The following is a 26,539-nucleotide window of genomic DNA, read 5'->3' as shown; positions in this document are numbered from 1 at the left end:
TTATCTTTAACATGATTTAAATGCAGAAAAAACATAGAAAACAGTGAGATATTTTTAATGCAAATCGTGGTCGATGAAAATTTAAGTTTGACCGATTATTTCTTTTCATCCTTTGGTGAAGTGACCGCGTATGCAGGGCGGGGAATCCACGCTGAAAATTTGAAAATGGCCGATGCCTTATTGGTTCGTTCCGTGACTAAGGTGACGCCTAAACTCTTACAAGATGCGACTGCGCTGAGTCCGACGCACCAAAGCGTGAAGTTCGTGGGTAGCGCAACAATCGGTATGGATCATTTGGATGTCGAAGGCCTTCAGGCGATGGGCGTTATTGTTGCCAATGCTCCGGGGTGTAATGCACAGGCGGTAGCCGAGTATGTGGCGACGGCCATTTTGATGGTGCAACCTAAGCGGGCTTTATCAGATCACTTTACCTTAGGCATTGTGGGTTTGGGTAATGTGGGTACACGATTAAACAGACTGGCAAAGCGTTTGGGATGGCGAGTCATTGGGGTAGATCCTTTTGTCACGCATGCTGATATCGAACAAGTCACGTTGGCCGAGATGCTGCCGCAAGTGGATGCAGTGAGCATTCATGTGCCATTGACTCAGCATAGTGTAAATGCAACTTATCATCTGATGGATGAACAGGCCTTGGCTTTAATGAAGCCCGATACAATCCTGATCAACACCGCGCGCGGACCAGTCATCAAAGAGGCCGCGTTACTGGCGGACTTCAATCTTTCACAGTCAAGTGGCGAGCCCATTCGTAGCGTCGTCTTAGATGTTTTTGAGCATGAACCTCGAATCACAAATGGATTGCTGGCGAAGCTCGCCATCGCAACACCACATATTGCGGGTTATACCTTAGAAGGCAAAGCCCGTGGCACAGAGATGGTCTATCAGGCTTTTTGCCAGTGGCAAGGCATCAAGCCTCAACTGACACTGGAAGGCATGTTGCCATCCATGCCCGAGCTCTTTGATCAGAAGCACAGCTTACTTGAGCAACTGCCACAGCTATTGCCTCAGATTTCCAGCATGCATGTGGATGATCTCGCCTTACGCGCTTGTTTAAAGCAGGATAACAGCGGGGAACTATCTATTGACCCCATTGATTTTGATCGATTACGGCGTGATTATCCGCTACGCCGTGAGTGGTCAAGCTATGGGGATCAGGGATGAGCATTGTTTCTTTACCTACAGTTTCTTTAGGCGCCATGCATGCTCGTGCAATTCTATGCGCCAATTTGCGTGATTTTTTTAGGGTAAGGCAAATTGTGGAAGTCGATACTGCGATGGATATATCCGCGCATGATGGACAGCCAATAGCATTAAGTGCAATGCAACACCTACTAGAAGCGGGTAGTGGTGCAATTTATCAGATAAGCAAAGTATTGCGGAATGATGTACTGGATCGACGTCATTTAGCAGAGTTTTCAGTGCTGCATTGGTGCCAACCTGAGTGGGATTCTACTCAGGCATTGACTGATATCACTGCAATGTTTGGTGCTATTTTTTCAGGAGATGTAGAGCCGGAACAACGCACTTATCGTCAAGCCTTTATTTCACGGTTGGGTTTTGATTGCGCTGATTTGTCAGTAATCGAGCTGCGGCAGCAGGCGAGGCGGTTAGGGCTTAATGTCTCGTTGGGAGAGGACCGTCAGGCATGGCTTGATGTCATGTTCACGCATTTTATTGAGCCTACTCTTGGGCTTGAGATGCCAGTGTTTTTGCTCTACGAGGCAGCAGTCAACTCACTGAAACGAGCAGATGTTTATATCGATGGGATTAAAGTGGGGAGTGTAAACACAGCAAATCGAACTCCGCAATCCGATTTGCAGTATGTCAGTGTTTCATTAGGCCTCGATCGTTTACTTATGATCATGCTTGAAACCCGTCTAATTGCGAAAACCTTGAGTGTCTCCAAGGCTTAACGCAATTTGATATCGGTATAGATCAGAATGCACAGGTCAAATCAGTTGTATCTAGGGTAATGGGTACGGCTTGAGTCGAGCGGCCGGTTGTTGCACTGATGACTTTTCCGCCTACCGTACGAACTTGGATAAAGCGCGGAGCGGTTTGATCAGCTGAGGTGACATTGAGCAGGTAATTATCACCAGAGAGGCGCGTTAGGCTATCTGAGGACTTACGATTAACCACGCTGGTAAAAGAAAGGCTGCCTTGACTGAGTTGTACCGTTCCTTCATAGCCGATATTCAACTGACAGCCGCTACTGTTTTTATAGACACCGTTCAATTGCATGATATCGTTTGAGCGACCTGACCCATCGTTGGCATCTAGCAGATTTTTAAAGTCTGTTCCTGTGGGTAGTCCGAAGGCATAGGTAAAGTTGCCTGCACCCGTCCGCGTACTGCTGACCGTGCTGGTTGCCTTATAGGTAAAGTTAGCATAGTTGAAATCTTGGATATAGCTCAGTGTGTCTGCATCCAGATGAGTCGTCGATGTCGGGGCTGCATTGACGCTATTAAAGAACTGAATCGCTGCTTGCTTCACCGCAGTGCCATGAGCTTCACGTAAAGCGGTATTGTCTGTCAGCAAGTTTGTCACATTATTGCGATTCGGATCGCTATTAACTGGTGCGCTAACGCCGCTATAGAGGATCGGGCTGGTAATCAGAGCTGTACCGATTTTCTCCCCACCATTGATGGTCATGCCATCTAAGTCGCCATCACGCATATCCAGTGCTGCGCGTAATGCGAAGTTTAAATAAGGTGTCTCTGAAGCATTATTCTGTGCGTATAGTGCAATCTGACCCAGTGCGACTAGTTCATTGCTGACTTGAGTATTGACGACATTAAAGGGGTTAGCGGTATTGTTGGCGGTCGAGTAAATGCGTAGTGCAGCAATATCATTGGAGCTATTGATAAACCCTGAAAATTGGGTCCCGTTTGATACACCAAAAGAGGATGACAAATCATTGTTGGCTAATGTCAGATGCTCTGGCGCCAACGTTTTAAAGCTGGGTTGAGGCATACCAAAGGTTTGCTCTGAAAAGAGTACGCCTGAGCGGGTGAGTGCCCGTTGATAAACGATCTCGCTAAACGGATCGATACGCGAGGTAATGTCTGATTGGAATAACGAGACAATGCTATGTAGTGATTGATTGAAGGGTGCTAGGTTTCCCTGACCATTATTGAGCATTGGATCGAAATAACTGGATGTACTGTCCACAGGACTTAGTGTGATGACAACCAGATTGCCATTTTTGGTATAGGCTACAGGAACCGCAATGACCAGATCATTGCCGCTAGCTATGGTTGTCGTACCTAGTACGGTCCCGGTTGCTGCATCGGTTGCGCTGGCTTTAACATTAATCAGCTTAACGGGGGAGCGCACAGTAATGTTGTACGATGTGCGAACCGTGGGGTCAACAGGCGTTGTGGGCGGTGTTGTGTCGATACGGGTCGTGGCATCACCACTTCCGCCACACCCTGTTAGCGCAAGTCCAGTACCACATGCCAAACTCACTGCTAAAGCAATACGTAGGTAAGCGTGGCGATGTGTTGCTTTTGCAGTATTTCTGCTGATCGTGTTTTGTAAAAGGGACATGGATGGTGCTGTGCCATCAGTGGAGCTTGGGGGCAGCAAGTTAGGATGTTGTCCGATCGTGTTCGCCGTACGATTGACAATATTTTTACGAGAATTACGCTGTCTGGGTGTTGAAAGCATCCAAGCTCTCCCTCATTATTCTGCGAACTACATCCTTGAAGAGATCACTTTCTTCAAAAAAATGAATGTCGCGATGTTCTGGTTATAGACTGATTGTCTTTTTAGTTGGAGCATTCTCACTGTCAAATCTTTTTGACAAATGCGACTTATAGGTCAAAATTAACATGAGCTACATTAAAGAACAATCTTCGCGCTACGTCTACTTCATTTGACAGTTTTGTCTGAGGTTTTATCCTGTCATACTCGCATTATTGTAACGACAACCATCTATAGTCAGATTTTAGCCATTTTAAAGGTAGTGAAATGAGTATTTCTCCAGATCAATATCACCATTCAAAGGATTCACAAAAAATAAATGTGGGGATCGTCGGAGGGACCGGCTATACCGGCGTTGAGCTCGTTCGTCTATTGGTGCGCCATCCTGCCGTTCATATTGCAGCGCTGACTTCTCGCACCGAAGCGGGTACACGGGTAGATGCCATGTTTCCTAGTCTACGAGGCTTGACGGATCTGAAATTTACCAACAACGATGCCAATGAGCTAGCGGATTGCCAAGTCGTTTTCTTTGCAACACCCCATGGTGTGGCGATGAAACAAGCCCGTGAGCTTGTTGAAAAAGGTATAAAAGTCATTGATCTCGCTGCTGATTTTCGTTTGCAGGATACCGCTGAATTTGAGAAATGGTATGGCATGCCGCATAGTTGCCCTGATTTATTGGCTGAGTCAGTCTATGGTTTGCCTGAGATTAATCGTGCCAAAATTCAAGCCGCTCGTATTATTGGTAACCCAGGCTGTTATCCAACAACGGTGCAATTAGGTCTGTTGCCTTTACTAGAGCAGCAAGCCCAGTTGATCGATCCGGGCAGTTTGATTATTGATGCTAAATCGGGTGTCTCGGGCGCAGGTCGTAAAGCTGAAGTGAGCTTATTATTTTCAGAATCCTCTGATAGCTTTAAAGCATATGCAGTCAAAGGTCATCGTCACCATCCTGAAATTGCTCAAGGTTTAAAGGCGATGCAGTCAGATACGACACATCATCAGGTGTTCGATAAACTGACATTTGTACCGCATCTCGTGCCGATGATTCGTGGTATGTTTAGCACAATCTATGTTCGTCTGACTGAAGCGGGTCTTGCGACAGATTTACAATCATTATTTGAAAAACGCTATGCCGATGAGCCATTTGTTGATGTGATGCCCGCAGGTAGCTTGCCCGATACGCGTTCGGTTCGTGGGTCTAATCATCTTAGAATTGCGCTGCATCGTCCGAATAACGGTGATTTACTTGTCATTTTAGTGGTACAAGACAATCTGGTTAAAGGAGCGGCTGGCCAAGCGGTGCAGAATATGAATCTGATGTTTGGTTTACCAGAGACATTAGGTTTAGATGTTGTTCCTCTGATGCCATAGCCTTTGATGTCCACTTGGCGATTGGAGCGTGTATTTCCAACGCCATGTGCAGTTGTAACCATCTCGCGATATGATGGAGAACGTATTTAGGTGTCAAAAATAATGAATGAGCAACAATCAACACAACAACCCATACAAGAATCATTGAAAGCGAAATGGTTGAAGCACGGTGAGCGTGAGCGCTTATTGATTGCAACAGGGATATTGATTCTCGTCAGTGGCGTTTCCCTCGGATATTTCGTGGGACATCGCCAAGGCATGAGTGTGGTCGGTGCCAGTGGCAGTGATTTAGACTCGCTGAAAGAACAGGTTCAACAGCAGCAATTATCAATTACGACACTCACCGATACCTTGTCTAAAACGGTTCAAGAGCGTGATATCGCGTTAACGACCTCTAAAGGATTAACCGATACTCTGGCGAAGAATACTGCAGATCAAGCGCTCTCAGATTCGCGCTTAAAAGCATATCGTGATCGTTTGCTGGGCTTTGGTGGCATTGCGCTTGCTTTACAAAATGTTGAGATTGTCCCAGTTTCACAAAATGTTTTTGAGTACCACATCGATCTGATGCAATTGCGGCAGAAGACAAGTGCTGCGCGAGGAACACTTGCTGTTCGACTGTTGCAAGGCGATACAGTCGTGACCGTTCCGGTTAGTACCAATATCAATTTGACCGATTTCCAGCGTATCACGGGACGTTGGACCATGCCTGCGGGTTTCACGCCAGAATTTGTTGAAATCAGTGCGAATGCCGGTGGACAGTCCTTGATACAGCGCTTTGCGTGGGAGCGTGGGGCTCCACTAAAAAATATGCCGCTGACTGCAACACCAGATGCACGAACAGCAAAAGTGGTTTCCAGCGCGTCTTAATGGATTAAGACAGTGTATTGATGATTAATGAATGTATTTAATCATGTTTTTTTTGAGATGGTGTTTGACTGCGGAGCAATGATGAACAGTAATGTGAAAGCCCGACTACTGCCGGTGAATTCTTTTGGATCTCGGTCTAAGAGAGTAGGAGGTCGTGCCGCACACCCTTTAAATCGTGCTGAATCCTTCTTTGTGATTCAGCCGATCCCGTTTTCACCTGTGGAGTGGTTTCAGCAGTCTCAAGTCGAGTCGTTTGATTGGCATCTTCCTTGCATTTCTCATTCTGTACAGGATGTCGTGGTGATGCAGGCGCCTGAGGATGATCAAGGGAATCCTCAAGAAGAACATCATGAAAGTGATGTTGCGACCGCAACGCCAGATTTGGCAAGACCTCCATTTTATGTCGTGGTCTTGTTTAATGATGACTACACCCCCATGGAGTTTGTAATAGAGGTATTACAACAATACTTTGGTCTTGATCTTGACCGTGCGACCGATGTGATGTTATCTGTACATTATCAAGGTAAAGGTGTTGCAGGGGTTTATCCGCGTGACATCGCGGAGACCAAGGCACAACAAGTCAATCGTCATGCACGAGCGCAGGGGCATCCCTTATTGTGTCAGATTGAACCTCAGGCGATTTGAGATTCAATCAAGGTTCAACAGGTATTAACGCTGCTGTGTAGCCAAGTGTTGTAGCCCTCGCAGTTGAAAAAAAAGGATTTTGCTGTGATGAATAAGGATATATTGGGTCATCACACAACTAATGTTGTATTAACTAAGCTGCAATTTGTGTTGCAAATGAGGTCATTATGCTGAGTCGACATCTCGAAGTTTCTCTGCGTTTAGCTGTGACCATGGCGAGACAGAAACGTCATGAGTTTTTGACGATTGAGCATTTGTTGCTCTCGTTACTGGAAAATGATTCGGCCGTAAATGCCCTGAAGGCATGTGGCGCGGATATTCCAGCACTGCGTCAAGAGCTTAATGAATATATTGACCAAAACACTCCAAAATTGTCTGAGGCCAATGAACAGGCGCCTCATGCAACGGATAGCTTTGACCGAATTTTGCAGCGCGCAATTTTCCATGTACAGTCGTCAGGCGGTGGTAATCGTCCTGTAGAAGGTGCTGATGTGTTGGTTGCCATGTATTCCGAGCGAGATAGTCTTGCGGTTTATTTGCTGAAGAAACAACAGGTCAATCGTTTGGATCTGACCCAGTATCTGTCGCACGGTACCCGCAAAGATGAAGATTCGCCGATGGATGGTTCCTCGGATAGTGAGCCTGAAGAAGAGCAAAGCTCCAATTCTTCGAAGAGTCCATTACAACTCTATACGGTTAATTTGAACGAGCAAGCTGCTGATGGACGTACCGATCCGCTGATTGGTCGTGAAAAGGAAGTGGAGCGCGCCGCTCAAATTCTCAGTCGTCGCCGTAAAAACAATCCACTGTTGGTGGGTGATCCAGGTGTCGGTAAAACCTCGATTGCAGAAGGTCTGGCATGGTTGATTGTGAATGGTAAAGCCCATCAACCCCTTGAAAAAGCAGTGGTCTACAGTCTTGATATCGGGACATTGATCGCAGGGACCAAATATCGCGGTGATTTTGAGAAACGTGTTAAGCAATTGCTTGATGAACTCAAGAAACAACCGAATGCGATTTTGTTTATTGATGAAATCCATATGATCATCGGTGCCGGTTCATCGATGGGCAGCACCATGGATGTGTCGAATCTCATCAAGCCTGCATTGGCCAATGGCTCATTGCGCTGTATTGGATCAACCACCTATCAAGAATATCGTCAGGTCTTTGAAAAAGATCATGCACTGTCGCGTCGCTTCCAGAAAGTCGATGTGAATGAGCCGACTGTTGCCGATACGATTGCCATTTTAAAAGGCTTGCGCTCACGTTTTGAAGAGTTTCATGGCGTGGTCTATACCGATGCCGCATTGAATGCTGCCGCAGAATTAGCAGCGAAGCATATTCAGGAACGTTTCTTACCGGACAAAGCGATTGATGTGGTGGATGAGGCGGGTGCATATCAACGTCTGCAACCGATCACACCTGAGCCTAAAGTGATTGATGTGCCTGAGATTGAAGCCATCGTTGCCAAGATTGCGCGGATTCCATCGAAAGTGGTTTCGACCGATGATAAGAGCGTCTTGATGAATCTGGAACGTGATCTTAAACGTGTGGTGTTTGGTCAAGACCAAGCAATCACTGCGCTTGCAGCAGCGATCAAGCTGTCACGTGCAGGACTTAAAGCACCTGAAAAACCAGTAGGTTCATTCATGTTTGCGGGTCCTACAGGCGTGGGTAAAACTGAAGTGACGCGTCAATTGGCGAATGTACTCGGTATCGAACTGATTCGTTTCGATATGTCAGAATACATGGAGCGTCATACCGTTTCTCGTTTGATTGGTGCGCCTCCGGGCTATGTGGGCTTTGATCAAGGCGGTTTACTGACTGATGCGATCAATAAGCATCCGCACTGTGTGCTCTTGCTCGATGAAGTTGAAAAAGCGCATCCAGAAGTGTTCAATCTGCTGTTGCAAGTCATGGATCACGGTACGCTGACGGATAACAACGGTCGCAAAACCGATTTCCGTCATGTGGTCTTAGTCATGACCACCAATATTGGCGCGGAAAGTATCAGCCGCTCAAGCATGGGCTTTACACAGCAAGACCACAGCCATGATAATCAGGAAATGATGAAAAAAGCATTCTCTCCTGAATTCCGTAACCGTCTCGATGCTGTGATTCAATTTGCCGCACTGCCAACCAGTGTGGTTGATTCGGTGGTGGATAAATTCTTGGTTGAGCTGCAAGCGCAATTGGATGATAAAAAAGTCCTGCTTGAAGTGGATGAAGATGCCCGTTTATGGCTGGCTGAGCGTGGCTATGATCGCCTCATGGGCGCACGTCCGATGCAGCGTTTAATCCAAGAAGAGCTGAAGAAACCTTTGGCAGAGAAGATCCTGTTTGGTGAGTTGGCTGATCATGGTGGCACCGTGCGTGTGAGCGTTGGTGAGCGTGATGGCAAGTCTGCACTGGTTCTTGAAGTTGTTAAGCAGAATGAGCCAGAGCCAGCATGATGCTGCTAAACTCAAGCACTATGTTGAATCAAAAACCCATCATTTGATGGGTTTTTGTTTAAGGATGACATGTGGATATTCATAATATTGGGGAAAAATAGATGTATACGATTTACGGTATTAAAAGCTGTAACACGATGAAAAAAGCCTTCACCCTGCTGGATGAGCTTGGAGTTCCTTATAGTTTTCATGATTATAAAAAATCAGGCATTGATGCCGCGACGCTTGAAACATGGATTGATCATATTGGTCTGGATACCCTGATTAATCGCAAAGGAACCACGTGGCGTGCACTGTCCGAGACCGATCAAGCGGCTGCAAATACCCGTGCTGGAGCAATTCAATTGATGCAAAATAAGACCAGCGTGATCAAACGTCCTATTCTGGTTGGTGATCATGATGGCAAAGCGGTAGTGATTTGTGGTCTACAAGAAGATCAATATCGTCAATTGGCTGAAGCGGTTTAAGTCGTTGTCGATTTTTGACATGGTTTATTGATTACGTTACTCGTTAAATGTGCTGCTTAAGATTTCTATGAGTTCGATCATAAAATGCAGAAATCCCCAAATTTAAGTGCAGGAAAGACATGAAAATATTTTCGACCAACACCATCCACGTTCCAAAAGATATCAGCAATGTCACACGTATCGCATCTGACGAGGTAGCGCCAGAACTGGCTGGGATGACCACTGCACAAGTGGATCATATTTGGCATGCTGTTGAAGGGCTTTATCGCACGGGTAATCATCCGATGCTATCAATCTGTTTACGTCGCCAAGGTCAGATTGTCCTGAATCGTACTTTAGGACATGCCCGTGGTAATGGCCCTGATGACAGTAAAGATGCAGCAAAAATCATTGCTACACCAGACACGCCAGTCTGTTTATTCTCCGCATCAAAAGCGGTTACGGCGATGCTGGTGCATTTGCTGAGTGAGCGTGGGGAGATTGATCTACTTGATCCAGTAAGCCAGTACATTCCTGAATTTGGGGTCAACGGTAAGCGCCGCGCAACAATTTTGCATCTGCTGTCACATCGTGGCGGCGTTCCTCATATTGATGCTGATGTGAGTCCTGAGCTGCTCTTTGATAAAGAAGCGATCTTAAAATTACTCTATGCAGCAAAACCCGTATCACCTTCAGGCTATCGTCTTGCTTATCATGCGGTCACCGCAGGGTATATCTTAGGTGAGTTGGTCGAGCGGGTTTCAGGTCAAAGTCTAAAAGATTTTTTACAAGATAATGTTGCCAAGCCCATGGGCATGCCATGTTTTAATTATGGATTAGCGCCAGAGTTTCGTGATCTCGCGGCGATGAATAGTGCGACAGGATTCTATCCGGCGTTGGGTACAAATGCCTACTTAAATCATGTGCTTGGCGGAGATTTAAATCTTGCGGTGAATGTCACCAATGATGAGCGCTTTATGGACACGATATGTCCAGCGGGCAATATCTATACCACGACAGAGCAGGCCGGGCGTTTCTTTGAAATGTTGCTGAATGGCGGAACCTATAATGGTGTTAAGATTTTTGATCCCAAGACTGTATTCCGCGCGACACTCGAAAGTTCACGCATGACTTTGGATACCACTTTACTGGCACCGATGCGTTATAGTACTGGCTTTATGCTGGGTGCGAATCCTGTTGGTTTGTTTGGACCGATGACAGCTCATGCATTTGGGCATTTGGGCTTTTCCAATATTTTCTGTTGGGCCGATCCAGAGCGGGATACCAGTGTCTCGATCTTAAGTACGGGCAAGTCAGTTGTAGGCACTCATTTACCCGCACTGGGTTATTTGCTCTATCAAATTTCCAAGAATTGCGCTCGTCTGCACACCAAGGATCGCCGCTCTATCTTTGGTTATGATTTGGCGAGTGTGCCAGTCGCTCATTGATGCTATTGTGTTCAAAAAGGAAGTCGCTCGTATATACGGGTGGCTTTTTGGTTTTAATATACAAGGCTGTTTCATTTAACGCATAGGGATCATCACATGATTACCGTTCATCATCTCAATAATTCGCGTTCACTGCGCATTCTCTGGTTACTCGAAGAATTGGGCTTACCTTATGAGATTAAGTTCTATCAGCGTGATCCACAAACCATGCTGGCGCCAAAATCTCTCAAAGCAATTCATCCTTTAGGGAAATCACCCGTGATTACCGATGGCGAGGTCACTGTCGCTGAAACTGGCGCAATCATTGAATATCTCATGGATCGTTATGCTGATGGTCGCCTACTGCCGGAAAAAAATACGCCGGATTGGTTGAAATACAAATATTTTCTGCATTATGCCGAAGGTACGCTCATGCCGCCCTTGGTCATGAAACTGGTGTTTAATCGGATAGAAACAGCCCCCATGCCTTTTTTTATCAAGCCGATCGCCAAGAAGATTTCACAGCGGACTAAAAGTTTATTTATCCAACCCAATATCGATACCAATTTAGATTTTCTAGAGTCTGAATTGAATAAAACCCTCTGGTTTGCAGGAAATGAACTCACCGCAGCGGATATTCAAATGAGTTTTCCTCTTGAAGCCGCGAGTGCACGTGGTGGTGCGACTTCGGGTCGTTATCCTAAGATTCAAGCGCTACTCGATCGCATTCATGCTCGACCAGCTTATCAGCGGGCGCTTGAGCGCGGTGGTGAATTTAAGTTGGGATAAGTGTCCACAAAACCCACCAGCAGTCTGCTAGGTAGGTTTTTCATGTGGAACTGAAAAAACTCACGCTAAGCAGTCATCATTTTTTGATGTTAATGCATGGCATTGTGTTAAAATCCCCCGCTTGATTTGACCGCCTAGATAATTGCCTAGTTTCTATTTCGCATCTTTCGCTGACTGCTTGAGGGTATTTCCATGTTTGCCAATATTTCTATCCATGATTTTGATCCAGAACTTGCCGCTGCTATAGATGCAGAAGATCAACGCCAAGAAGACCATATTGAGCTGATTGCATCTGAGAACTATTGTTCTCCAGCCGTCATGGAAGCCCAAGGTTCAAGCTTGACCAATAAATATGCTGAAGGCTATCCAGGCAAGCGCTACTACGGTGGTTGTGAGCATGTCGATGTGATCGAACAATTGGCGATTGATCGTGCGAAAGCATTGTTTGGTGCTGACTATGCCAACGTGCAACCACATGCGGGTAGCCAAGCCAACAGTGCGGTATTTTTAGCATTGCTCGAAGGTGGCGACACCGTTTTGGGTATGAGCTTGGCACACGGCGGTCACTTGACCCATGGTGCAAAAGTATCTTTCTCCGGCAAAAACTATAATGCAGTGCAGTATGGCTTGAATGTTGAAACGGGCGAAGTCGATTACGACGAAGTTGAGCGTTTGGCACTTGAACATAAGCCAAAAATGATTATTGCGGGTTTCTCTGCCTATAGTCGTGTGATGGATTGGCAACGTTTTCGTGATATCGCGGACAAAGTTGGTGCGTATTTGATGGTCGATATGGCACACGTTGCGGGTCTCGTTGCTGCTGGTGTTTACCCAAGCCCAGTGCAAATTGCTGACGTGACGACTACAACAACTCATAAAACATTACGTGGTCCACGTTCTGGCTTGATCTTGGCAAAAGCCAATGAAGCGATTGAAAAGAAATTGCAATCAGCTGTATTCCCAGGTAACCAGGGTGGTCCGCTGATGCATGCGATTGCAGCAAAAGCGATTTGCTTTAAAGAAGCGATGGACCCAAGCTTCAAAACCTATCAACAACAAGTGGTGACCAATGCCCGTGCAATGGCAGCGGTGTTGATTGAGCGTGGTTATGACATCGTGTCTAACGGTACTGATAACCATCTCTTCCTGTTGTCATTGATCAAACAAGATGTCACTGGTAAAGATGCTGATGCATGGTTAGGTCAGGCAGGTATCACAGTCAATAAGAATGCAGTACCGAACGACCCTCGTTCACCTTTCGTGACATCAGGCATTCGTATCGGTACCCCAGCAATCACCACTCGTGGTTTCGGTGAGTCTGAAGCGCGTGAGTTGGCGGGTTGGATTGCTGATGTATTGGATAGCAAAGGTGATGCAGATGTCATCGCTCAAGTGAAAGCGAAAGTCTCTGCTGTCTGTGCAAAATTCCCTGTTTACGCGAAAGACTAATCGGCTCGATTTTCTAAACGCATTGTAAATGGTAAAGGACAGCCGCATTTTTAAGTTAAAATGCGGCTGTTTTCATTCTAATCGTGATGGTTAGCACCTTATTTTATTGCCAAGATTGAGCTTATATGCCGCAATTGATTTGTCCGTTATGCCATGAGCCACTGCATGCCCCTGTGCACGATGTTGAAGCGGTTTCTTCAAGTCGGTCATGGCAATGTGCCAATCACCATAACTTTGATGTGGCTAAGGAAGGCTATCTTAATTTGCATTTGGTCCAACATAAAAAAAGTCGTGATCCGGGTGATAATCCTGATATGGTCAAAGCGCGTCGGGCTTTTTTACAGGCAAACTATTATCAACCACTGCGCGATGCCGTTGCTGACTTACTCAGTCCGCTTCATGCGGAGTCACTGTTAGATATAGGCTGTGGGGAAGGGTATTACACCAGTCATTTTCGCCTGTTTATAGATGATGTGATCGGTTTGGATATTGCTAAAACTGCGATTCAACTGGCGGCCAAAAAGTTTAAAAACATCACTTGGCTGGTCGGCAGTGGTGCCATGTTACCACTGGCGGATTGCTCAGTGGATATTGCCAGTAGCATGTTTAGCCCCTTGCCAGTTGCAGAAATGGCACGTGTGCTAAAACCCGAAGGCTTTGTTCTGGTAGTGACGCCAGCACCAACACATTTATGGACGATGCGTCAGGGATTGTTCGATGAAGTGCTTGCCCATGAGCCTGATAAATTCTTGCTCGGATTCGAAGAGCTATTTACCTTACACCGTCGCAGTGAGGTGTCTTTTCCATTGCGACTTCCCAATCAAGCTCTTAAAGATTTACTCTTGATGACGCCTTATGTCTGGAAGGCAAAGCCTGAAAAACGTGCAGCATTAGAGCTACGGGATGAGTTTGAGACAGGGGCGGCTTTTAATCTGATGCTATTCCAGAAAAAAGCTTAAACAAATGCTGAGAGCGCACGACGAACATCATTTGGACTTTGAACCAACACGGCTTGAAGCCCAGCTCGTTTAGCGCCATTGACGTTTTCTGCAAGATCATCAAAAAAAAGAATCTCATGAACGCGTACATCAATGGATTGTGCAATGAACTCGAACGCGGCTTGTTCCGGTTTACGCATACCAATTCGTGATGACAGGAAGACGTGGTCAAATGTGTTTAGTACAGCGGAGTAGTCTCTGTCCAAAACGGTGATGTGAGTTTCGTTGGTATTCGAAAATGCAAAGCAGGGGAGCTTTTGACGGGCTTGCTGAACCACAGCTAACGTTTCACTAATCTGTCCTTTGATAATCGCATTCCAGCCTTGTTTGATTTGATCATCACTGCCTGTCAATTGAAGCTGTTTTCGTAAGCGCTCAAAATACTTGGGCTCACCAATCTCACCACGTTCGAAACGCTGAAAGACTTCGTCAAATTGAAAGCGGTCTTGCATGTTTTCTAGGCTAAGTGGGGAGAGTGCACGCCAATGCTGAAATGCACTAACAAAGCTGATGTCGATGACTACACCACCCAGATCGAAAAGTAGTGCTTTAACCGTGCTCATTTAATTTGGCTTTTCAGATGCCGGAATGACCAAAAGTGGATCGACGCGTGCATTATTCATGCTGATACTCCAGTGCAAGTGTGGTCCCGTCGCACGACCTGTTTTACCTACTAAGCCAATGGCGTCCCCCTGAGCCACGGTTTGTCCAATCTTCACATCGATTCGGCTGAGATGACAGAGCATGGAGATTATGCCTTGACCATGATCGATCATCACGGTTTGACCATTAAAGAAATAGTCTCCAGTTTGAACAACGACACCGCTTGCAGGCGCATGTGCGACGGTGCCGAATGCCGCAGCAATATCTAAGCCAGCATGCGGTGTGCGAGGTTCATTATTAAAGAAACGTTTGAAACCAAATGGGCTTGAAAAGCGAGCATGTGCAGGGAGTACAAAGCTCGGAAAGCTATTGCCTTGTGGGGTTGTAAAAGATTGATAAATCGTATTCTGCTCGACGGCTTCGCGGTGGTAACGTGCCAGTTCATCAGGATCTGGTGTCACTTTACTTTGGTCTTTAATCGTTAGGCGCTGTTCGGGATAAGCATAGTCGGCGACGCTAAAGTCAAAATTCCCTTGATCGGTTTTTAGCGTATGCGTTCCAGTTGTCGCTGAAATGGGAATACCAACGATGGCATAGTTCTTATTATTGTCAGCTACTAAAGCAACAGGCTGATCATCGAGTGTCGCCGATTTGGTTGTCGGATTCACTTCGATCACGGCGATACCACCCGCTCGCCGTGAATCTTGTGGCAAGGCGGCATGAGTTACTATCGAGAAAAGACTTAAGGTTGTCATCAGGAACGCCGTACGGGGGAGGGCAGAGAATGAATAGCGCACGGCAAGAACTCCGGAAAAAAGGGATAAACGAATATGCTGCAATGATAAGGGAAAATATTTATAAAATTCTTCAAAACATTAAAACAATACAAATTCTCCATCATTTAGCCGATTTCCAGTCACGATGGATGATTGCAAGCATGAGGCGTTTGTAATTGCTGCTTTATATTAAGATTAGATCATATATTCTGAATGTCATATAATAGCTAAAGATTAATGACGATTTTTTAAGAAAGCATATTTTAATGACCATGATTAAAGAAAAAATTGAATCAGCTGAAGCAATTAGAGGAGTGGCGTGTCTATTCGTGATTTTCTCGCACTTATCCCTCAGCTTTTTTCCATCCCTGCATTATTTCTTTAATGAGCCAACCCCCACACAATCCATTGAGCTATGGATCCATAATTCGCCATTTGCCTTTTGGTATTCGGGGACGGCCGCGGTCTATATTTTCTTTGTATTGAGTGGTTTTGTGCTGACTTATTCGATTGTGAATAGCCGAGATCCCGTCCAAAAAATCAAGGCGATGAGTCTAAAACGTTATCCGCGTTTAATGATCCCTGCTTTTGTATCTTGTGTTTTATTATGGGCAGCCTATACGCTTTTTGATCCGGATTCGACGGGGATGACCAGTTGGGCGTCTGAGATTGGGAATGTCACCTATCCTTCTTTGCAGCATGCGCTCTATGAAGGCAGCATTGGTTCTTTCCTGTTTGGTAATAGTGAATACAACTGGGTGCTCTGGACCATGAAGATTGAGTTCTTCGGGTCATTCGGATTGTTCTTTTTGTTGTATTTAATGGAAAAGAAGAAAGTTTTTTATTGGCTCATTCCCATTGCGACGATTGTCTTATGCTTTAAAGTGGATTATCTGGGTTACGCTGCCTTTTTAATTGGATCGCTTTTTTATCTCAATAAGAAAAAAATTCCTAATCTAGTGGCTGCAGCATGCCTTATTTTGGGCTTATATTTTGCGGGTGTTCATAACGACAGCACATCGTATCAGTGGTTCTATAATTTACTCGACGATCATACCTATGAGATTCTGAATTTCTTATCAGGGCCCTTTATTGTGATTTCAATTTTGGGTAACCAGAAACTGTCAGAAATGATCACCAATCAGTTGACGATTTATCTGGGCAAACTGTCTTTTTCCGCTTACTTGAGTCATTTACTGATTCTGTATGTCGTGGGGATTCCTTTATTTGGTTATCTGACTTCTTTAGAGATCAGTTATACGCTGGCCGCGCTGATAAGCTGTATTTCAGTGCTATTGGTCACGATTGGCTTTTCAGAAATTTACTTCCGTCTTGTGGATAAAACTGCGATTAAAGTCTCTTCAAAAATTGCCAATTTATTTACGAAAGCCTAGATATAAATATGGGGAGCGTCCATTGCATGCTCTCCATGTTCTCTTTACCACCCCTTAGATCTGTGCACTTAAGGTCTGAATTTCATGGTTTAGGACACGGTCATTGTCTGAGTAGTCAATCGGCAGATCAATGACATGTACGCCGGGTGTCGCCAGACAGTGTTGAATACAGGGTGTTAATTGATCTGCAGCTTCGATACGATGTCCAATCGCACCATAGCTATTGGCATATGCCACGAAGTCCGGATTGCTTAAATCCATACCAAAGTTTGGAAAGTGCATGTGGGCCTGTTTCCATTGAATCATGCCAAAAGCATTATCGCGAATGATCAGCACAACCAAGTGCAACCCTAGCCTGACAGCAGTCTCAAGCTCTTGAGAATTCATCATAAAGCCACCATCACCACAAATCGCCAAAACCTGACGCTCAGGATGCACAATCTTGGCAGCGATGGCAGAAGGCAGTCCTGCACCCATGGTCGCTAAGGCGTTATCCAACAGCATAGTGTTGGGCAAGTGGGTACGATAGTAACGCGCGAACCAGATCTTATACATGCCATTATCCAGACATAAAATACTGTCTTTCGCCATACTGCGATAAACATCAGCGACAACGCGTACCGGATACATCGGAAAGCGTGGATCATCTGCGCCTAGACTTAAGTGTGCTTCAAGATGTTCTTTCACCATCAGGAAGTAGCTAAAGTCCCAATGTGGCTGTGGGGTAATAAGTTCATTGATGCGCCAGATTGTATGAGGTACATCGCCAATGACTTCAATCTGAGGAAAATAAACCGCATCGACTTCCGCACTAGAGAAGTTGATATGAATCACGGTGCGGCCATGGGGGCGCATAAAGAAAGGGGGTTTCTCAATGACATCATGACCGACATTAATGATCAGATCGGCATGTTCAATGGCGCGGTGAACAAAGTCACCATCAGATAGCGTCGCATTGCCGAGCCATAAAGGATGAGATTCGTCAATCACGCCTTTGCCCATTTGTGTGGTGAAGAAGGGGATACAGATCTTATCCACGAACTCACGCAGTACACGACACGTGCGCTTACGATTGGCACCTGCACCAATCATGAGCAGCGGGCTCTTAGCCGCTTTGATGGCATCGACCGCCCATTGGATCGACTTATCATCCGCGATCGGACGGCGATGGCGACTAGTGGGAATTGGCAGCATATCGGTCTCTTCGATCGCAATATCTTCAGGTAACTCTAAATGCACCGCACCCGGACGCTCTTCTTCTGCCAGACGAAAGGCTTCTCGTACGTGTGCTGAGATATTGTCGGCTGAAACGATTTGCTTGGTATATTTGGTGAGTGGTCGCATCATGTCGACCACATCGACAATTTGAAAATGCCCTTGCTTACTGGTCTTAATTGGCTTTTGACCTGTGATCATCAGCATCGGCATACCGCCCAGTTGTGCATAAGCTGCGCCTGTCACCAGATTCGTTGCCCCAGGTCCAAGTGTAGACAGACAAACTCCAGTTTTTCCCGTTAAGCGACCAATAGTTGCTGCCATAAATGCTGCGGATTGTTCATGACGGGTTAAAACCAGTTTGATGGTTGATGAACGTAGTGATTCCAGAAAGTCGAGATTCTCTTCCCCGGGAATCCCAAAGACATAATGAATGCCTTCTGCTTCAAGGGCTTTAACAAATAAATCAGATGCTTTCATGAAAATAGATCCTGCGTGAAGCGGTAATCAAGTCAATGAAAAGACTCAAGGCGTGGGGACGGTTGTAAATATTGAAGTGTAATCAAGTCTATAAAGTGGACTCTATCCTGTCTATGATTATCGATGGCGAATTCTGTATCAGAACGAGAGTACAGTAGGTCCCAAATCTGCTTAATTCTTAAAGGAAAAAATCTACGACAAATCGAAAATGATTTGCTCCATCATCCGAATCATGCTATTCATCCATGACAACAGTCAGAACAAAATCAGAACAAGGAATGATGATGAGCACTACAACAATTCGTACACATTTGGTTGAATTGAAACAAGAGTTGGAAGGGCGTTTAGAGCGGATCACTGCCGAGCGCGAAGAGAGAAATGCACCAGATAATGATCAATGGAGTGATCAAGCCAGTCTGCATGGGCGTGATGATGAACAGTTTGCTGTGCAGTTGGCTGCATCAAATGAGCTCATTCAAGTCAATGATGCGCTGTCACGTTTAGATAATGGACATTATGGATTCTGTGCAGTGTGCGGTGAGCCGATAGAAGCTGAGCGCTTAGAAGTATTACCATATGCGGTACGGTGTAAGGTTCATGCGGTTTGAGTCAAACACAGTCTAATGCTTTTATAAGATTTTATTTACAGCATATTTTCATGCGTAGAGTATGCTGATTTTTATATAATATTCAAAAATAGACATATTTCATCATAATCAATATTCTGACCTTCCTTGGTTTTAGTCTTATGTTAATTTATTAACTATCTATAAATAAGATACATTATAACATTCTATATTTTCTTTAATATTTAATTTTACCAATTGGTATGTTATTTGCATTTCATTTTTGTCTTTATTTCACTAAGAATTCAAGAGATTCAATTGTATTTGTTCTTTCTCTATGAATGATTTAAGGAAATATTGGGCAAATATCAAAGCGAATAGATTAAGTTTTTAATTGTATCAATGACTTATTTTGTTTAAATGCTGAGATAAGGATCGGTAGTTTTGCGGGTATGTACCCCATATTCAGTGATACACCGATCATGTAAGTTTTATCAAAACTTTCCAACCAGTCATTTTTAGTGAACATCTACCAACAGTTTGCTGATCATGTGCTGGAAAATTATTAAATGGAGTCATTATGAAATCTCGCATTAAAGCGCTTTCAGCTGCAGTTATGATATTGGCAGCTCACCACGCAACAGCAGGCGACACAAAGAACCAGGCCGCAATTGACCGGGCCTTGGGGTTAATCCAACAAAATAGTGGTGCATTTAAATTGGCCGCTGGTTCCGCAAGTGTAAGCACTGCTGCAAGAGCATCAGGTGTAACCGTACCGAGTAGTGCAGCAACGGGTGACCAATTTCAAGCCAAAGATGTGATTGTTGATCGCGATGGCACCGAACACGTGCGTTTTAACCGGACATATAATGGCTTGCCCGTGATTGGCGGAGATACGGTTGTTCATTCTTATCATGGACAATTAAAGCAAGCGAGTTTGTCTCAGAACAGTGCAATTAATTTGAGTCAAAGTGCTGCTGGCACCACAATCGGTGGGGTACCTAAAGCCAATATAACAGCTGCTAGTGCCGCATCCATTGCAAGTAGTAATTTTGGAGGAACCGTAAAGGAAACAGTTGCACCAAAATTGGTGGTTTTTGCACGAAATACTAAACCGATTCTTGCTTATGAGGTGTTGGTAACTGGTCAAGTAGAAGGATTGACTAAAAATTTAACGCCTTCAGTTCGTAAGCAGCTTAAATCATCATTGTTCTATATTTCTGCAGACACAGGTGCTGTGTTAGATCGTGAGGAGAAGATTCAGCCAGTTGCTGCGACAGGAACTGGTAAAACGTTGTATCTGGGTACAGTGACGTTGACCACTGATTTGACCAGTGGCAAATATAGTTTAAAAGATCCGTCACGTGGAAATGGTGAAGTTCGTGATGCGAACAATGCCCCAGAGCCTTATTACACTTCAGATTTTGCGACTATTGCAAGTGGTTCAACCGCATTTACCAATACGACAAATGTATTTGGGGATGGCACTGCGACCAATCGTACGACAGCCGCCGCTGATATTGCTTATGGGTTGGCCAAGACCTGGGATTTTTATAAAAATACCCAAGGACGTAATGGCATTTTCAATGATGGAAAAGGCGTCGTGAGCTACGCTCATCTTGATCAAGGCTATGACAATGCCTTTTGGAGTGACTATTCCAAGAGCATGTACTACGGTGATGGAAGTGGCGGTACAACCGGTTTTAAGCCCGTTGTGGCTCTAGATGTTGCGGGACATGAGATGACGCATGGCGTTACTTCAGCAACCTCAGCATTGGCTTATAATCACAAGGATTCTGGTGGATTAAATGAAGGTGCATCTGACATCATGGGGACTTCAGTTGAGTTCTATGGTGCGACCTCCTCGCATCCAGGCAATTACTTGATTGGTGAAGATGTTGAGGTTGATCCAAAGAATGGCACCAATGCACTACGCTGGATGTTTAAGCCGAGTCTTGATAAAGAAACAACGGTCAGAACATTTACAGATGGTACCAAAGGTTCTTTTGGTTCTTTTGATTGTTTGCCTGCAGGTGGATTTGCAACAGGAGAGAAATTCTGGCGTGCCTCCTCAGGAACACTCTACGGCAACTATGATCCACACTATACTTCAGGTGTAGCCAATCACTTTTTCTATTTGCTTTCTGAAGGAGCTGTTGTTCCGGCAGGATTTACCAGTACACTTACACCCAGCAGTTTAGTCTGTAATGGCAATACGACTTTGACCGCGATTGGTCATGATAAAGCCGCTAAAATCTGGTACAAAGCATTGACGCAATATTTCACCTCTGGTACAACTTATGCACAAGCACGTACTGCAACATTGACTGCTGCGACCGATTTATATGGTGCAGCATCAACAGAATACAAAGCTGTAGCAGCTGCATGGAGTGCTGTGTCTGTAAATTGATTATGATTGATGTCATTAATCGAAATGTGTTCTGAGAGTAAAAAGCCAGCTTGATGTAAGCTGGCTTTTTTGATTTCATCATTGGCGATAAAAAGATTGATTAGCGAGTATTTCTTTTATTCATTTTAACGAAGAGAATAGGGATACAAGAAATTCATTTTTATGACCCGTTGTATTAATAATTAACCGATGATCATGATTACATCAATTGAAGGTGATAGATATGGGAAGTGCAGATCAAGCTTGGGTTGATCAACTGCCTGTTGAATGGCAAAGCTGGTTAGTAGAGAACTTGGAGCGGGGCTGTGATCCTGGGGAGATCGGTCGTATTCTGCATGAAAACGGTTTCAAATTTACAGATAAGGGATTATCACTGCAAAGCACCACAGATAAAAAATCTCCAGATTCAAATCAAAAAATGCAAGATTTCAACTTGGATCATCTGGCATCGGGAAACAATTTCTTAGAAGTTCAAGGTCAGGTGATTCGCTTGCTCGGACACTTTGAAAATCCAGCGATATTTTATTTTGAAGATATGCTCAGTCCACAAGAGTGCGATGAGTTAATCCATTTATCTGAGCAAGAAGGGAAGCTTGCCCGTTCTACCGTGGTCGATAACAAAGATGGTTCTTTGCAGCTCGATCAGCGCCGAAGCAGCGATTCGACTTTCTTTAATCGCGGCGAAAATCCTTTGGTGAGCAAAATCGAGCAGCGTATTGCGGCACTTGTGAACTGGCCTGTGACCCATGGCGAAGGCTTGCAGATTTTACGCTATCAGCATGGCGGTGAATATCACCCACACTTTGATTTCTTTGATCCGAAATATGAGGGCAGTGCAAAACATTTGGCTATCGGGGGGCAGCGAGTGGCGAGCTTTATTCTCTACTTGTCCGATATCGCTGCTGGCGGCGGGACTCGTTTTCCTAATATAGGTCTGGAGTTCCGACCCAAAAAAGGCGCAGCCCTTTTATTTGCCAATACCGATCGTCATGGCAAACCACATAACAATAGCCTGCATGCAGGCATGCCTGTGATTGAAGGGACCAAATATATTGCGACCAAATGGCTGCGTGAACGTCAGTATGGAAAATCCTGACACCCAATAAATTGAGATCATGAATGAAGCGACCTTAATTCGCTTCATAATCCAAGTTTGGCCCTAACCAGCGTTCGGTTTTAGCAACGGTCCATTCCTTACGGGCAGCGTAGGACTCAATCTGATCTTTACCCAGTTTACCAACATTGAAGTAATCACTTTCAGGATGTGAGTAGTAAAAACCACTCACGGATGATGGCGGCCACATTGCGTAGTTTTCAGTGAGTTCGGTACCGATTTGTGCGGTACTGTCCAGCCAATTAAATAGCGTGGCTTTTTCTGAGTGCTCAGGACAAGCCGGGTAGCCCGGTGCGGGGCGGATGCCTTGGTATTTTTCTTTGATGAGGGCGTCATTATCCAATTGCTCATCTGGTGCATAACCCCAGTATTCCTTACGAATCCGTTCATGCAGCTGTTCAGCAAACGCTTCAGCTAAACGGTCGGCGAGGGATTGAACAAGGATCGCTGAGAAGTCATCACCTTTGGCACGATATTCGATGGCCATTTCCTCGGCACCAAAAATCGATACCGTAAAGCCACCGAGATAGTCTTCGACCAATGCTGCTTTAGGGGCGATGTAGTCCGCGAGTGAAAAGTTCGGTTGCTTCGATGCCTTATCACTTTGCTGGCGTAAATGATGGAAGGTATGAGTAACCGTCTGGCGTGATTCATCGCTATAGACTTCAAGGTCATCTGCACCGCAGCGACTGGCTGGCTGCAAGCGGAATACTGCTTTTGCCGTCACAAGTTTTTTGTTGACCAGATCTCTGAGCATCGTTTGCGCATTATCAAACAAATCGCGGGCAGCTTCTCCGACAACTTCATCTTGCAGGATCGCAGGGTATTTTCCCGCTAAGCTCCATGAGATAAAGAATGGCGTCCAGTCGATATAAGGTACCAACTTATCCAATGGATACTCGTCAATCACGGTCATGCCGAGCTTATTGGGTTTAGGCGGTTGATAGCTTTCCCAGTCTAGCTTTAAGCCATGTTCAATGGCCTGTGCGTAGGTCAGCTTCGGTGCTTTAGGTTGCTTATTGGCGATGCGGATACGCACTTCTTCATATTCCGCACGACGCTCTGCGACAAAAGCGGGTTTCATTTCTGGTGAGAGCAGAGTAGTTGCCACACCAACAGCGCGTGATGCATCAGCGACATAGACCACAGCATCATTTTGATATTGTTGATCGATTTTTACGGCGGTATGTGCTTTAGATGTGGTAGCCCCACCGATCAGTAGCGGAATTTTGAAACCCTGTCGTTGCATTTCTTTGGCGACAAAGACCATCTCATCAAGGCTTGGGGTGATCAGACCCGATAGCCCGATAATATCCACTTTTTCATCAATCGCTGCTTTGAGAATTTTTTCTGCAGAAACCATGACGCCAAGATCGACGATGTCATAGCCGTTACAGCCAAGTACCACCCCAACGATATTTTTGCCGATGTCATGGACATCGCCTTTGACGGTAGCCATCAGGATTTTGCCCTTGCTGGAGCCAACCACTTTTTCAGCTTCAATATAAGGGTTTAACCACGCCACGGCTTGTTTCATCACGCGTGCTGATTTGACCACTTGGGGCAGGAACATTTTGCCCTCACCAAACAGGTCTCCAACCACGTTCATTCCGGCCATCAGTGCGCCTTCAATGACATCCAGTGGACGCTTAGCTTCTAGGCGCGCTTCTTCAGTATCTTGATCAATGAATGCGGTGATGCCTTTGACGAGTGCATATTCCAGACGTTTACTGACGGGTTGGTCACGCCACTCCAGATTTTCAGCCGCACGTACTGCGCCACCTTCACCGCGATATTTTTCCGCGATTTCAAGGAGGCGGTCGGTACCATCTTCACGTCGATTTAAGATGACATCTTCAACGCAGTCTTTGAGTTCTTTCGGGATGTCGTCATAAATCGCGAGCTGACCCGCATTGACGATCCCCATCGTCATGCCTTGTTTAATGGCGTAATACAAAAACACAGCATGAATGGCTTCACGAACGGGCTCATTACCACGGAATGAGAAGGAGACGTTCGAGACCCCGCCAGAGATCATGGCATGGGGGAGGTTCTGTTTGATCCAGCCTGTTGCCTCAATGAAATCGACAGCATAGTTGTTATGCTCTTCGATACCGGTTGCAACTGCGAAGACGTTGGGGTCAAAAATGATGTCTTCGGCAGGATAACCGACTTCATCTACGAGCACACGGTATGAGCGCTCACAGATTTCACGCTTACGCGCAGCCGTATCGGCTTGACCCATTTCATCAAAGGCCATGACGATAATCGCTGCACCATATTTACGGCAGAGTTTAGCTTTGGTGACGAACTCTTCATGACCTTCTTTGAGGCTGATTGAGTTGACGACAGGCTTGCCTTGTACACATTTCAGACCCGCTTCAATGATTTCCCATTTCGATGAGTCAATCATGATTGGAACGCGGGAAATATCAGGCTCGGAGGCGATCATATTCAAGAAGGTAACCATCGCACCTTCTGAATCGAGCATCCCTTCATCCATGTTGATATCAATGATCTGAGCGCCGCCCTGAACTTGATCCAGCGCGACCGCCAGCGCTTCGGTGTAATTCTGTTCGCGGATCAGACGGGCGAATTTTTTCGAGCCCGTGACGTTGGTCCGTTCACCGACGTTTACAAACAATGAATCTTTGGTGATGTTGAATGGCTCTAGTCCAGACAAGCGACACGCAGGTTCGATGTCGGGAATCTGGCGAGGCGCATAGTCTTTAACCGCTTGATAGATTGCGGCAATATGATTCGGTGTGGTCCCGCAGCAACCGCCTGTAATGTTGATCAAACCACTTTCTGCGAACTCACGGATAAACTCCGCGGTTTGTTCAGGAGTTTCGTCGTATTCACCAAAAGCATTGGGTAAGCCCGCATTCGGATGTGCAGAGACAAAGATATCGGCCTTATCGCCAATTGTTTTGACGTGCGGACGCATGGCATCGGCGCCTAGCGCACAGTTAAAGCCGATTGACAGTAAGTCGGCATGCCGTACCGAGTTCCAGAAAGCTTCAGCCGTTTGGCCAGATAGCGTTCGACCTGATGCATCAGTAATCGTGCCTGAAATCATCAGGGGCAACTCGTACCCGATTTGTTCAAACACCGTTTTGACCGCAAAAATTGCGGCTTTACAGTTCAACGTATCAAAGACCGTTTCGATCAGAATGATATGTGCGCCACCTTCGATCAGTGCAAGCGTGGCTTGCACATAGTTTTCAACGAGTTCATCGAAGGTCACATTACGGAATGCAGGGTTATTTACATCTGGGCTGATAGAGCAGGTGCGTGATGTGGGTCCAAGGACACCCGCGACAAAACGGGGTTTATCTGGATTTTTTGCTGTGAACTCATCACAGACTTGACGGGCAAGCCGAGCCGCAGTGGTATTGATCTCACTGACGAGGTGTTCCATGTGGTAATCAGCCATAGACACTTGAGTACCGTTGAAGGTATTGGTCTCAATAATGTCTGCGCCAGCTTCTAAATACTGTGCATGGATGCCTTGAATGATATGAGGCTGCGTTAATACCAGCAGATCGTTGTTGCCTTTGACATCATGTTCAAAGTCAGCGAAACGCTCTCCTCGATAGTCTTCTTCTTCGAGTTTGTGGCGTTGAATCATCGTTCCCATCGCGCCATCGATAATGAGAATTCTTTGTTTCAGTAGCTCTTGAAGCTGTTTTTTTAGATTTTGAGCTGCGATTGCGGGTGTAGACATTTTTACAAAGAACTCCGAAAACCAAGAATAAAGCAACGTCACTACGATTTTAATGAACCGATGATTCAATTTGTACGATC

Annotated in this window: 20 protein-coding genes; 15 read left to right on the top strand and 5 right to left on the bottom strand. The window is 45.5% G+C overall.

Annotated elements, in window-relative coordinates:
- Positions 1-57 precede the first annotated feature (57 nt).
- Positions 58-1,179, top strand: coding sequence for a 4-phosphoerythronate dehydrogenase (locus tag ACLHG7_RS15180; RefSeq protein ID WP_410211821.1), 1,122 nt, complete (start codon positions 58-60; stop codon positions 1,177-1,179).
- Positions 1,176-1,931 (top strand): hypothetical protein, encoded by a 756-nt coding sequence (locus ACLHG7_RS15175; RefSeq protein ID WP_410211820.1) that lies wholly within the window; start codon positions 1,176-1,178, stop codon positions 1,929-1,931. The genes ACLHG7_RS15180 and ACLHG7_RS15175 overlap by 4 nt, the downstream gene beginning before the upstream one ends.
- A gap of 22 nt (positions 1,932-1,953) precedes the next feature.
- Here the strand turns inward: ACLHG7_RS15175 and ACLHG7_RS15170 are convergent, their stop codons facing one another.
- Positions 1,954-3,687 (bottom strand): hypothetical protein, encoded by a 1,734-nt coding sequence (locus tag ACLHG7_RS15170; RefSeq protein WP_410211819.1) that lies wholly within the window; start codon positions 3,685-3,687, stop codon positions 1,954-1,956.
- 303 nt (positions 3,688-3,990) lie between these two features.
- On the opposite strand from ACLHG7_RS15170, the gene argC reads away from it, so the two are divergent.
- From argC to ACLHG7_RS15125, 9 genes are all read left to right on the top strand, one after another.
- Positions 3,991-5,097 carry an N-acetyl-gamma-glutamyl-phosphate reductase gene (gene argC, locus ACLHG7_RS15165; RefSeq protein ID WP_410211818.1) on the top strand — a complete coding sequence of 369 codons (1,107 nt, stop codon included), beginning with the start codon at positions 3,991-3,993 and terminating at the stop codon, positions 5,095-5,097.
- A gap of 102 nt (positions 5,098-5,199) precedes the next feature.
- Positions 5,200-5,967, top strand: a complete 768-nt coding sequence (locus ACLHG7_RS15160; RefSeq protein ID WP_410211817.1) for a DUF6776 family protein — start codon at positions 5,200-5,202, stop codon at positions 5,965-5,967.
- Positions 5,968-6,171: 204 nt separating this feature from the next.
- Entirely contained in the window at positions 6,172-6,612 is a 441-nt protein-coding gene (clpS, locus tag ACLHG7_RS15155) for an ATP-dependent Clp protease adapter ClpS (RefSeq protein ID WP_407640786.1), read from the top strand.
- 167 nt (positions 6,613-6,779) lie between these two features.
- Positions 6,780-9,065, top strand: coding sequence for an ATP-dependent Clp protease ATP-binding subunit ClpA (gene clpA, locus ACLHG7_RS15150; RefSeq protein WP_410211816.1), 2,286 nt, complete (start codon positions 6,780-6,782; stop codon positions 9,063-9,065).
- A gap of 101 nt (positions 9,066-9,166) precedes the next feature.
- On the top strand, positions 9,167-9,532 hold the full coding sequence (locus ACLHG7_RS15145) for a Spx/MgsR family RNA polymerase-binding regulatory protein (RefSeq protein ID WP_410211815.1): 366 nt from the start codon (positions 9,167-9,169) through the stop codon (positions 9,530-9,532).
- Positions 9,533-9,651: 119 nt separating this feature from the next.
- The gene (locus tag ACLHG7_RS15140; protein ID WP_410211814.1) at positions 9,652-10,959 is read left to right on the top strand and encodes a serine hydrolase domain-containing protein; all 1,308 of its coding nucleotides are present in this window, start codon (positions 9,652-9,654) and stop codon (positions 10,957-10,959) included.
- Positions 10,960-11,055: 96 nt separating this feature from the next.
- The gene (locus ACLHG7_RS15135) at positions 11,056-11,727 is read left to right on the top strand and encodes a glutathione S-transferase (RefSeq protein ID WP_410211813.1); all 672 of its coding nucleotides are present in this window, start codon (positions 11,056-11,058) and stop codon (positions 11,725-11,727) included.
- Between the two features lie 192 nt (positions 11,728-11,919).
- Complete coding sequence (glyA, locus tag ACLHG7_RS15130) at positions 11,920-13,176, top strand: serine hydroxymethyltransferase (protein WP_410211812.1); 1,257 nt, start codon at positions 11,920-11,922, stop codon at positions 13,174-13,176.
- Between the two features lie 125 nt (positions 13,177-13,301).
- Positions 13,302-14,135, top strand: a complete 834-nt coding sequence (locus ACLHG7_RS15125; RefSeq protein ID WP_410211811.1) for a putative RNA methyltransferase — start codon at positions 13,302-13,304, stop codon at positions 14,133-14,135.
- Here ACLHG7_RS15125 and ACLHG7_RS15120 read toward each other — a convergent pair.
- Both ACLHG7_RS15120 and ACLHG7_RS15115 read right to left on the bottom strand, forming a co-directional pair.
- On the bottom strand, positions 14,132-14,737 hold the full coding sequence (locus tag ACLHG7_RS15120) for an HAD family hydrolase (protein ID WP_410211810.1): 606 nt from the start codon (positions 14,735-14,737) through the stop codon (positions 14,132-14,134). The two genes, ACLHG7_RS15125 and ACLHG7_RS15120, sit on opposite strands and share 4 nt — an antisense overlap.
- Positions 14,738-15,532, bottom strand: coding sequence for a peptidoglycan DD-metalloendopeptidase family protein (locus ACLHG7_RS15115; RefSeq protein WP_410212043.1), 795 nt, complete (start codon positions 15,530-15,532; stop codon positions 14,738-14,740).
- A gap of 287 nt (positions 15,533-15,819) precedes the next feature.
- Here ACLHG7_RS15115 and ACLHG7_RS15110 point away from each other — a divergent pair, with 287 nt between their 5' ends.
- Positions 15,820-16,947 (top strand): acyltransferase family protein, encoded by a 1,128-nt coding sequence (locus tag ACLHG7_RS15110; RefSeq protein ID WP_410211809.1) that lies wholly within the window; start codon positions 15,820-15,822, stop codon positions 16,945-16,947.
- A 54-nt stretch (positions 16,948-17,001) separates the two neighbouring features.
- Here the strand turns inward: ACLHG7_RS15110 and ACLHG7_RS15105 are convergent, their stop codons facing one another.
- Positions 17,002-18,642, bottom strand: coding sequence for an acetolactate synthase large subunit (locus ACLHG7_RS15105; RefSeq protein ID WP_410211808.1), 1,641 nt, complete (start codon positions 18,640-18,642; stop codon positions 17,002-17,004).
- Positions 18,643-18,926: 284 nt separating this feature from the next.
- Here ACLHG7_RS15105 and ACLHG7_RS15100 point away from each other — a divergent pair, with 284 nt between their 5' ends.
- The 3 genes from ACLHG7_RS15100 (at position 18,927) to ACLHG7_RS15090 (ending at position 22,714) form a co-directional block, all read left to right on the top strand.
- On the top strand, positions 18,927-19,250 hold the full coding sequence (locus tag ACLHG7_RS15100) for a TraR/DksA family transcriptional regulator (RefSeq protein WP_410211807.1): 324 nt from the start codon (positions 18,927-18,929) through the stop codon (positions 19,248-19,250).
- Between the two features lie 538 nt (positions 19,251-19,788).
- On the top strand, positions 19,789-21,618 hold the full coding sequence (locus tag ACLHG7_RS15095) for a M4 family metallopeptidase (protein ID WP_410211806.1): 1,830 nt from the start codon (positions 19,789-19,791) through the stop codon (positions 21,616-21,618).
- Positions 21,619-21,841: 223 nt separating this feature from the next.
- Complete coding sequence (locus ACLHG7_RS15090) at positions 21,842-22,714, top strand: 2OG-Fe(II) oxygenase (RefSeq protein ID WP_410211805.1); 873 nt, start codon at positions 21,842-21,844, stop codon at positions 22,712-22,714.
- Positions 22,715-22,748: 34 nt separating this feature from the next.
- Here ACLHG7_RS15090 and metH read toward each other — a convergent pair whose 3' ends face one another.
- On the bottom strand, positions 22,749-26,459 hold the full coding sequence (gene metH / locus ACLHG7_RS15085; RefSeq protein ID WP_410211804.1) for a methionine synthase: 3,711 nt from the start codon (positions 26,457-26,459) through the stop codon (positions 22,749-22,751).
- Positions 26,460-26,539 lie beyond the last annotated feature (80 nt).

The sequence above is a fragment of the Aquirhabdus sp. genome (assembly GCF_046462495.1).
Taxonomy (GTDB): Bacteria; Pseudomonadota; Gammaproteobacteria; order Pseudomonadales; family Moraxellaceae; genus Aquirhabdus.
The sequence above is the reverse complement of the archived record's forward strand: the minus strand, read 5'-3'. Positions and strand labels throughout refer to the sequence as shown.

Bases quoted from the DNA above. Each gene is read 5' to 3' on its own strand.
- ACLHG7_RS15180 (WP_410211821.1), top strand. From the start codon at position 58: ATGCAAATCGTGGTCGATGAAAATTTAAGTTTGACCGATTATTTCTTT.
- ACLHG7_RS15175 (WP_410211820.1), top strand. From the start codon at position 1,176: ATGAGCATTGTTTCTTTACCTACAGTTTCTTTAGGCGCCATGCATGCT.
- ACLHG7_RS15170 (WP_410211819.1), bottom strand. From the start codon at position 3,687: ATGCTTTCAACACCCAGACAGCGTAATTCTCGTAAAAATATTGTCAAT.
- argC (WP_410211818.1), top strand. From the start codon at position 3,991: ATGAGTATTTCTCCAGATCAATATCACCATTCAAAGGATTCACAAAAA.
- ACLHG7_RS15160 (WP_410211817.1), top strand. From the start codon at position 5,200: ATGAATGAGCAACAATCAACACAACAACCCATACAAGAATCATTGAAA.
- clpA (WP_410211816.1), top strand. From the start codon at position 6,780: ATGCTGAGTCGACATCTCGAAGTTTCTCTGCGTTTAGCTGTGACCATG.
- ACLHG7_RS15145 (WP_410211815.1), top strand. From the start codon at position 9,167: ATGTATACGATTTACGGTATTAAAAGCTGTAACACGATGAAAAAAGCC.
- ACLHG7_RS15140 (WP_410211814.1), top strand. From the start codon at position 9,652: ATGAAAATATTTTCGACCAACACCATCCACGTTCCAAAAGATATCAGC.
- ACLHG7_RS15135 (WP_410211813.1), top strand. From the start codon at position 11,056: ATGATTACCGTTCATCATCTCAATAATTCGCGTTCACTGCGCATTCTC.
- glyA (WP_410211812.1), top strand. From the start codon at position 11,920: ATGTTTGCCAATATTTCTATCCATGATTTTGATCCAGAACTTGCCGCT.
- ACLHG7_RS15125 (WP_410211811.1), top strand. From the start codon at position 13,302: ATGCCGCAATTGATTTGTCCGTTATGCCATGAGCCACTGCATGCCCCT.
- ACLHG7_RS15120 (WP_410211810.1), bottom strand. From the start codon at position 14,737: ATGAGCACGGTTAAAGCACTACTTTTCGATCTGGGTGGTGTAGTCATC.
- ACLHG7_RS15115 (WP_410212043.1), bottom strand. From the start codon at position 15,532: ATGACAACCTTAAGTCTTTTCTCGATAGTAACTCATGCCGCCTTGCCA.
- ACLHG7_RS15110 (WP_410211809.1), top strand. From the start codon at position 15,820: ATGACCATGATTAAAGAAAAAATTGAATCAGCTGAAGCAATTAGAGGA.
- ACLHG7_RS15105 (WP_410211808.1), bottom strand. From the start codon at position 18,642: ATGAAAGCATCTGATTTATTTGTTAAAGCCCTTGAAGCAGAAGGCATT.
- ACLHG7_RS15100 (WP_410211807.1), top strand. From the start codon at position 18,927: ATGAGCACTACAACAATTCGTACACATTTGGTTGAATTGAAACAAGAG.
- ACLHG7_RS15095 (WP_410211806.1), top strand. From the start codon at position 19,789: ATGAAATCTCGCATTAAAGCGCTTTCAGCTGCAGTTATGATATTGGCA.
- ACLHG7_RS15090 (WP_410211805.1), top strand. From the start codon at position 21,842: ATGGGAAGTGCAGATCAAGCTTGGGTTGATCAACTGCCTGTTGAATGG.
- metH (WP_410211804.1), bottom strand. From the start codon at position 26,459: ATGTCTACACCCGCAATCGCAGCTCAAAATCTAAAAAAACAGCTTCAA.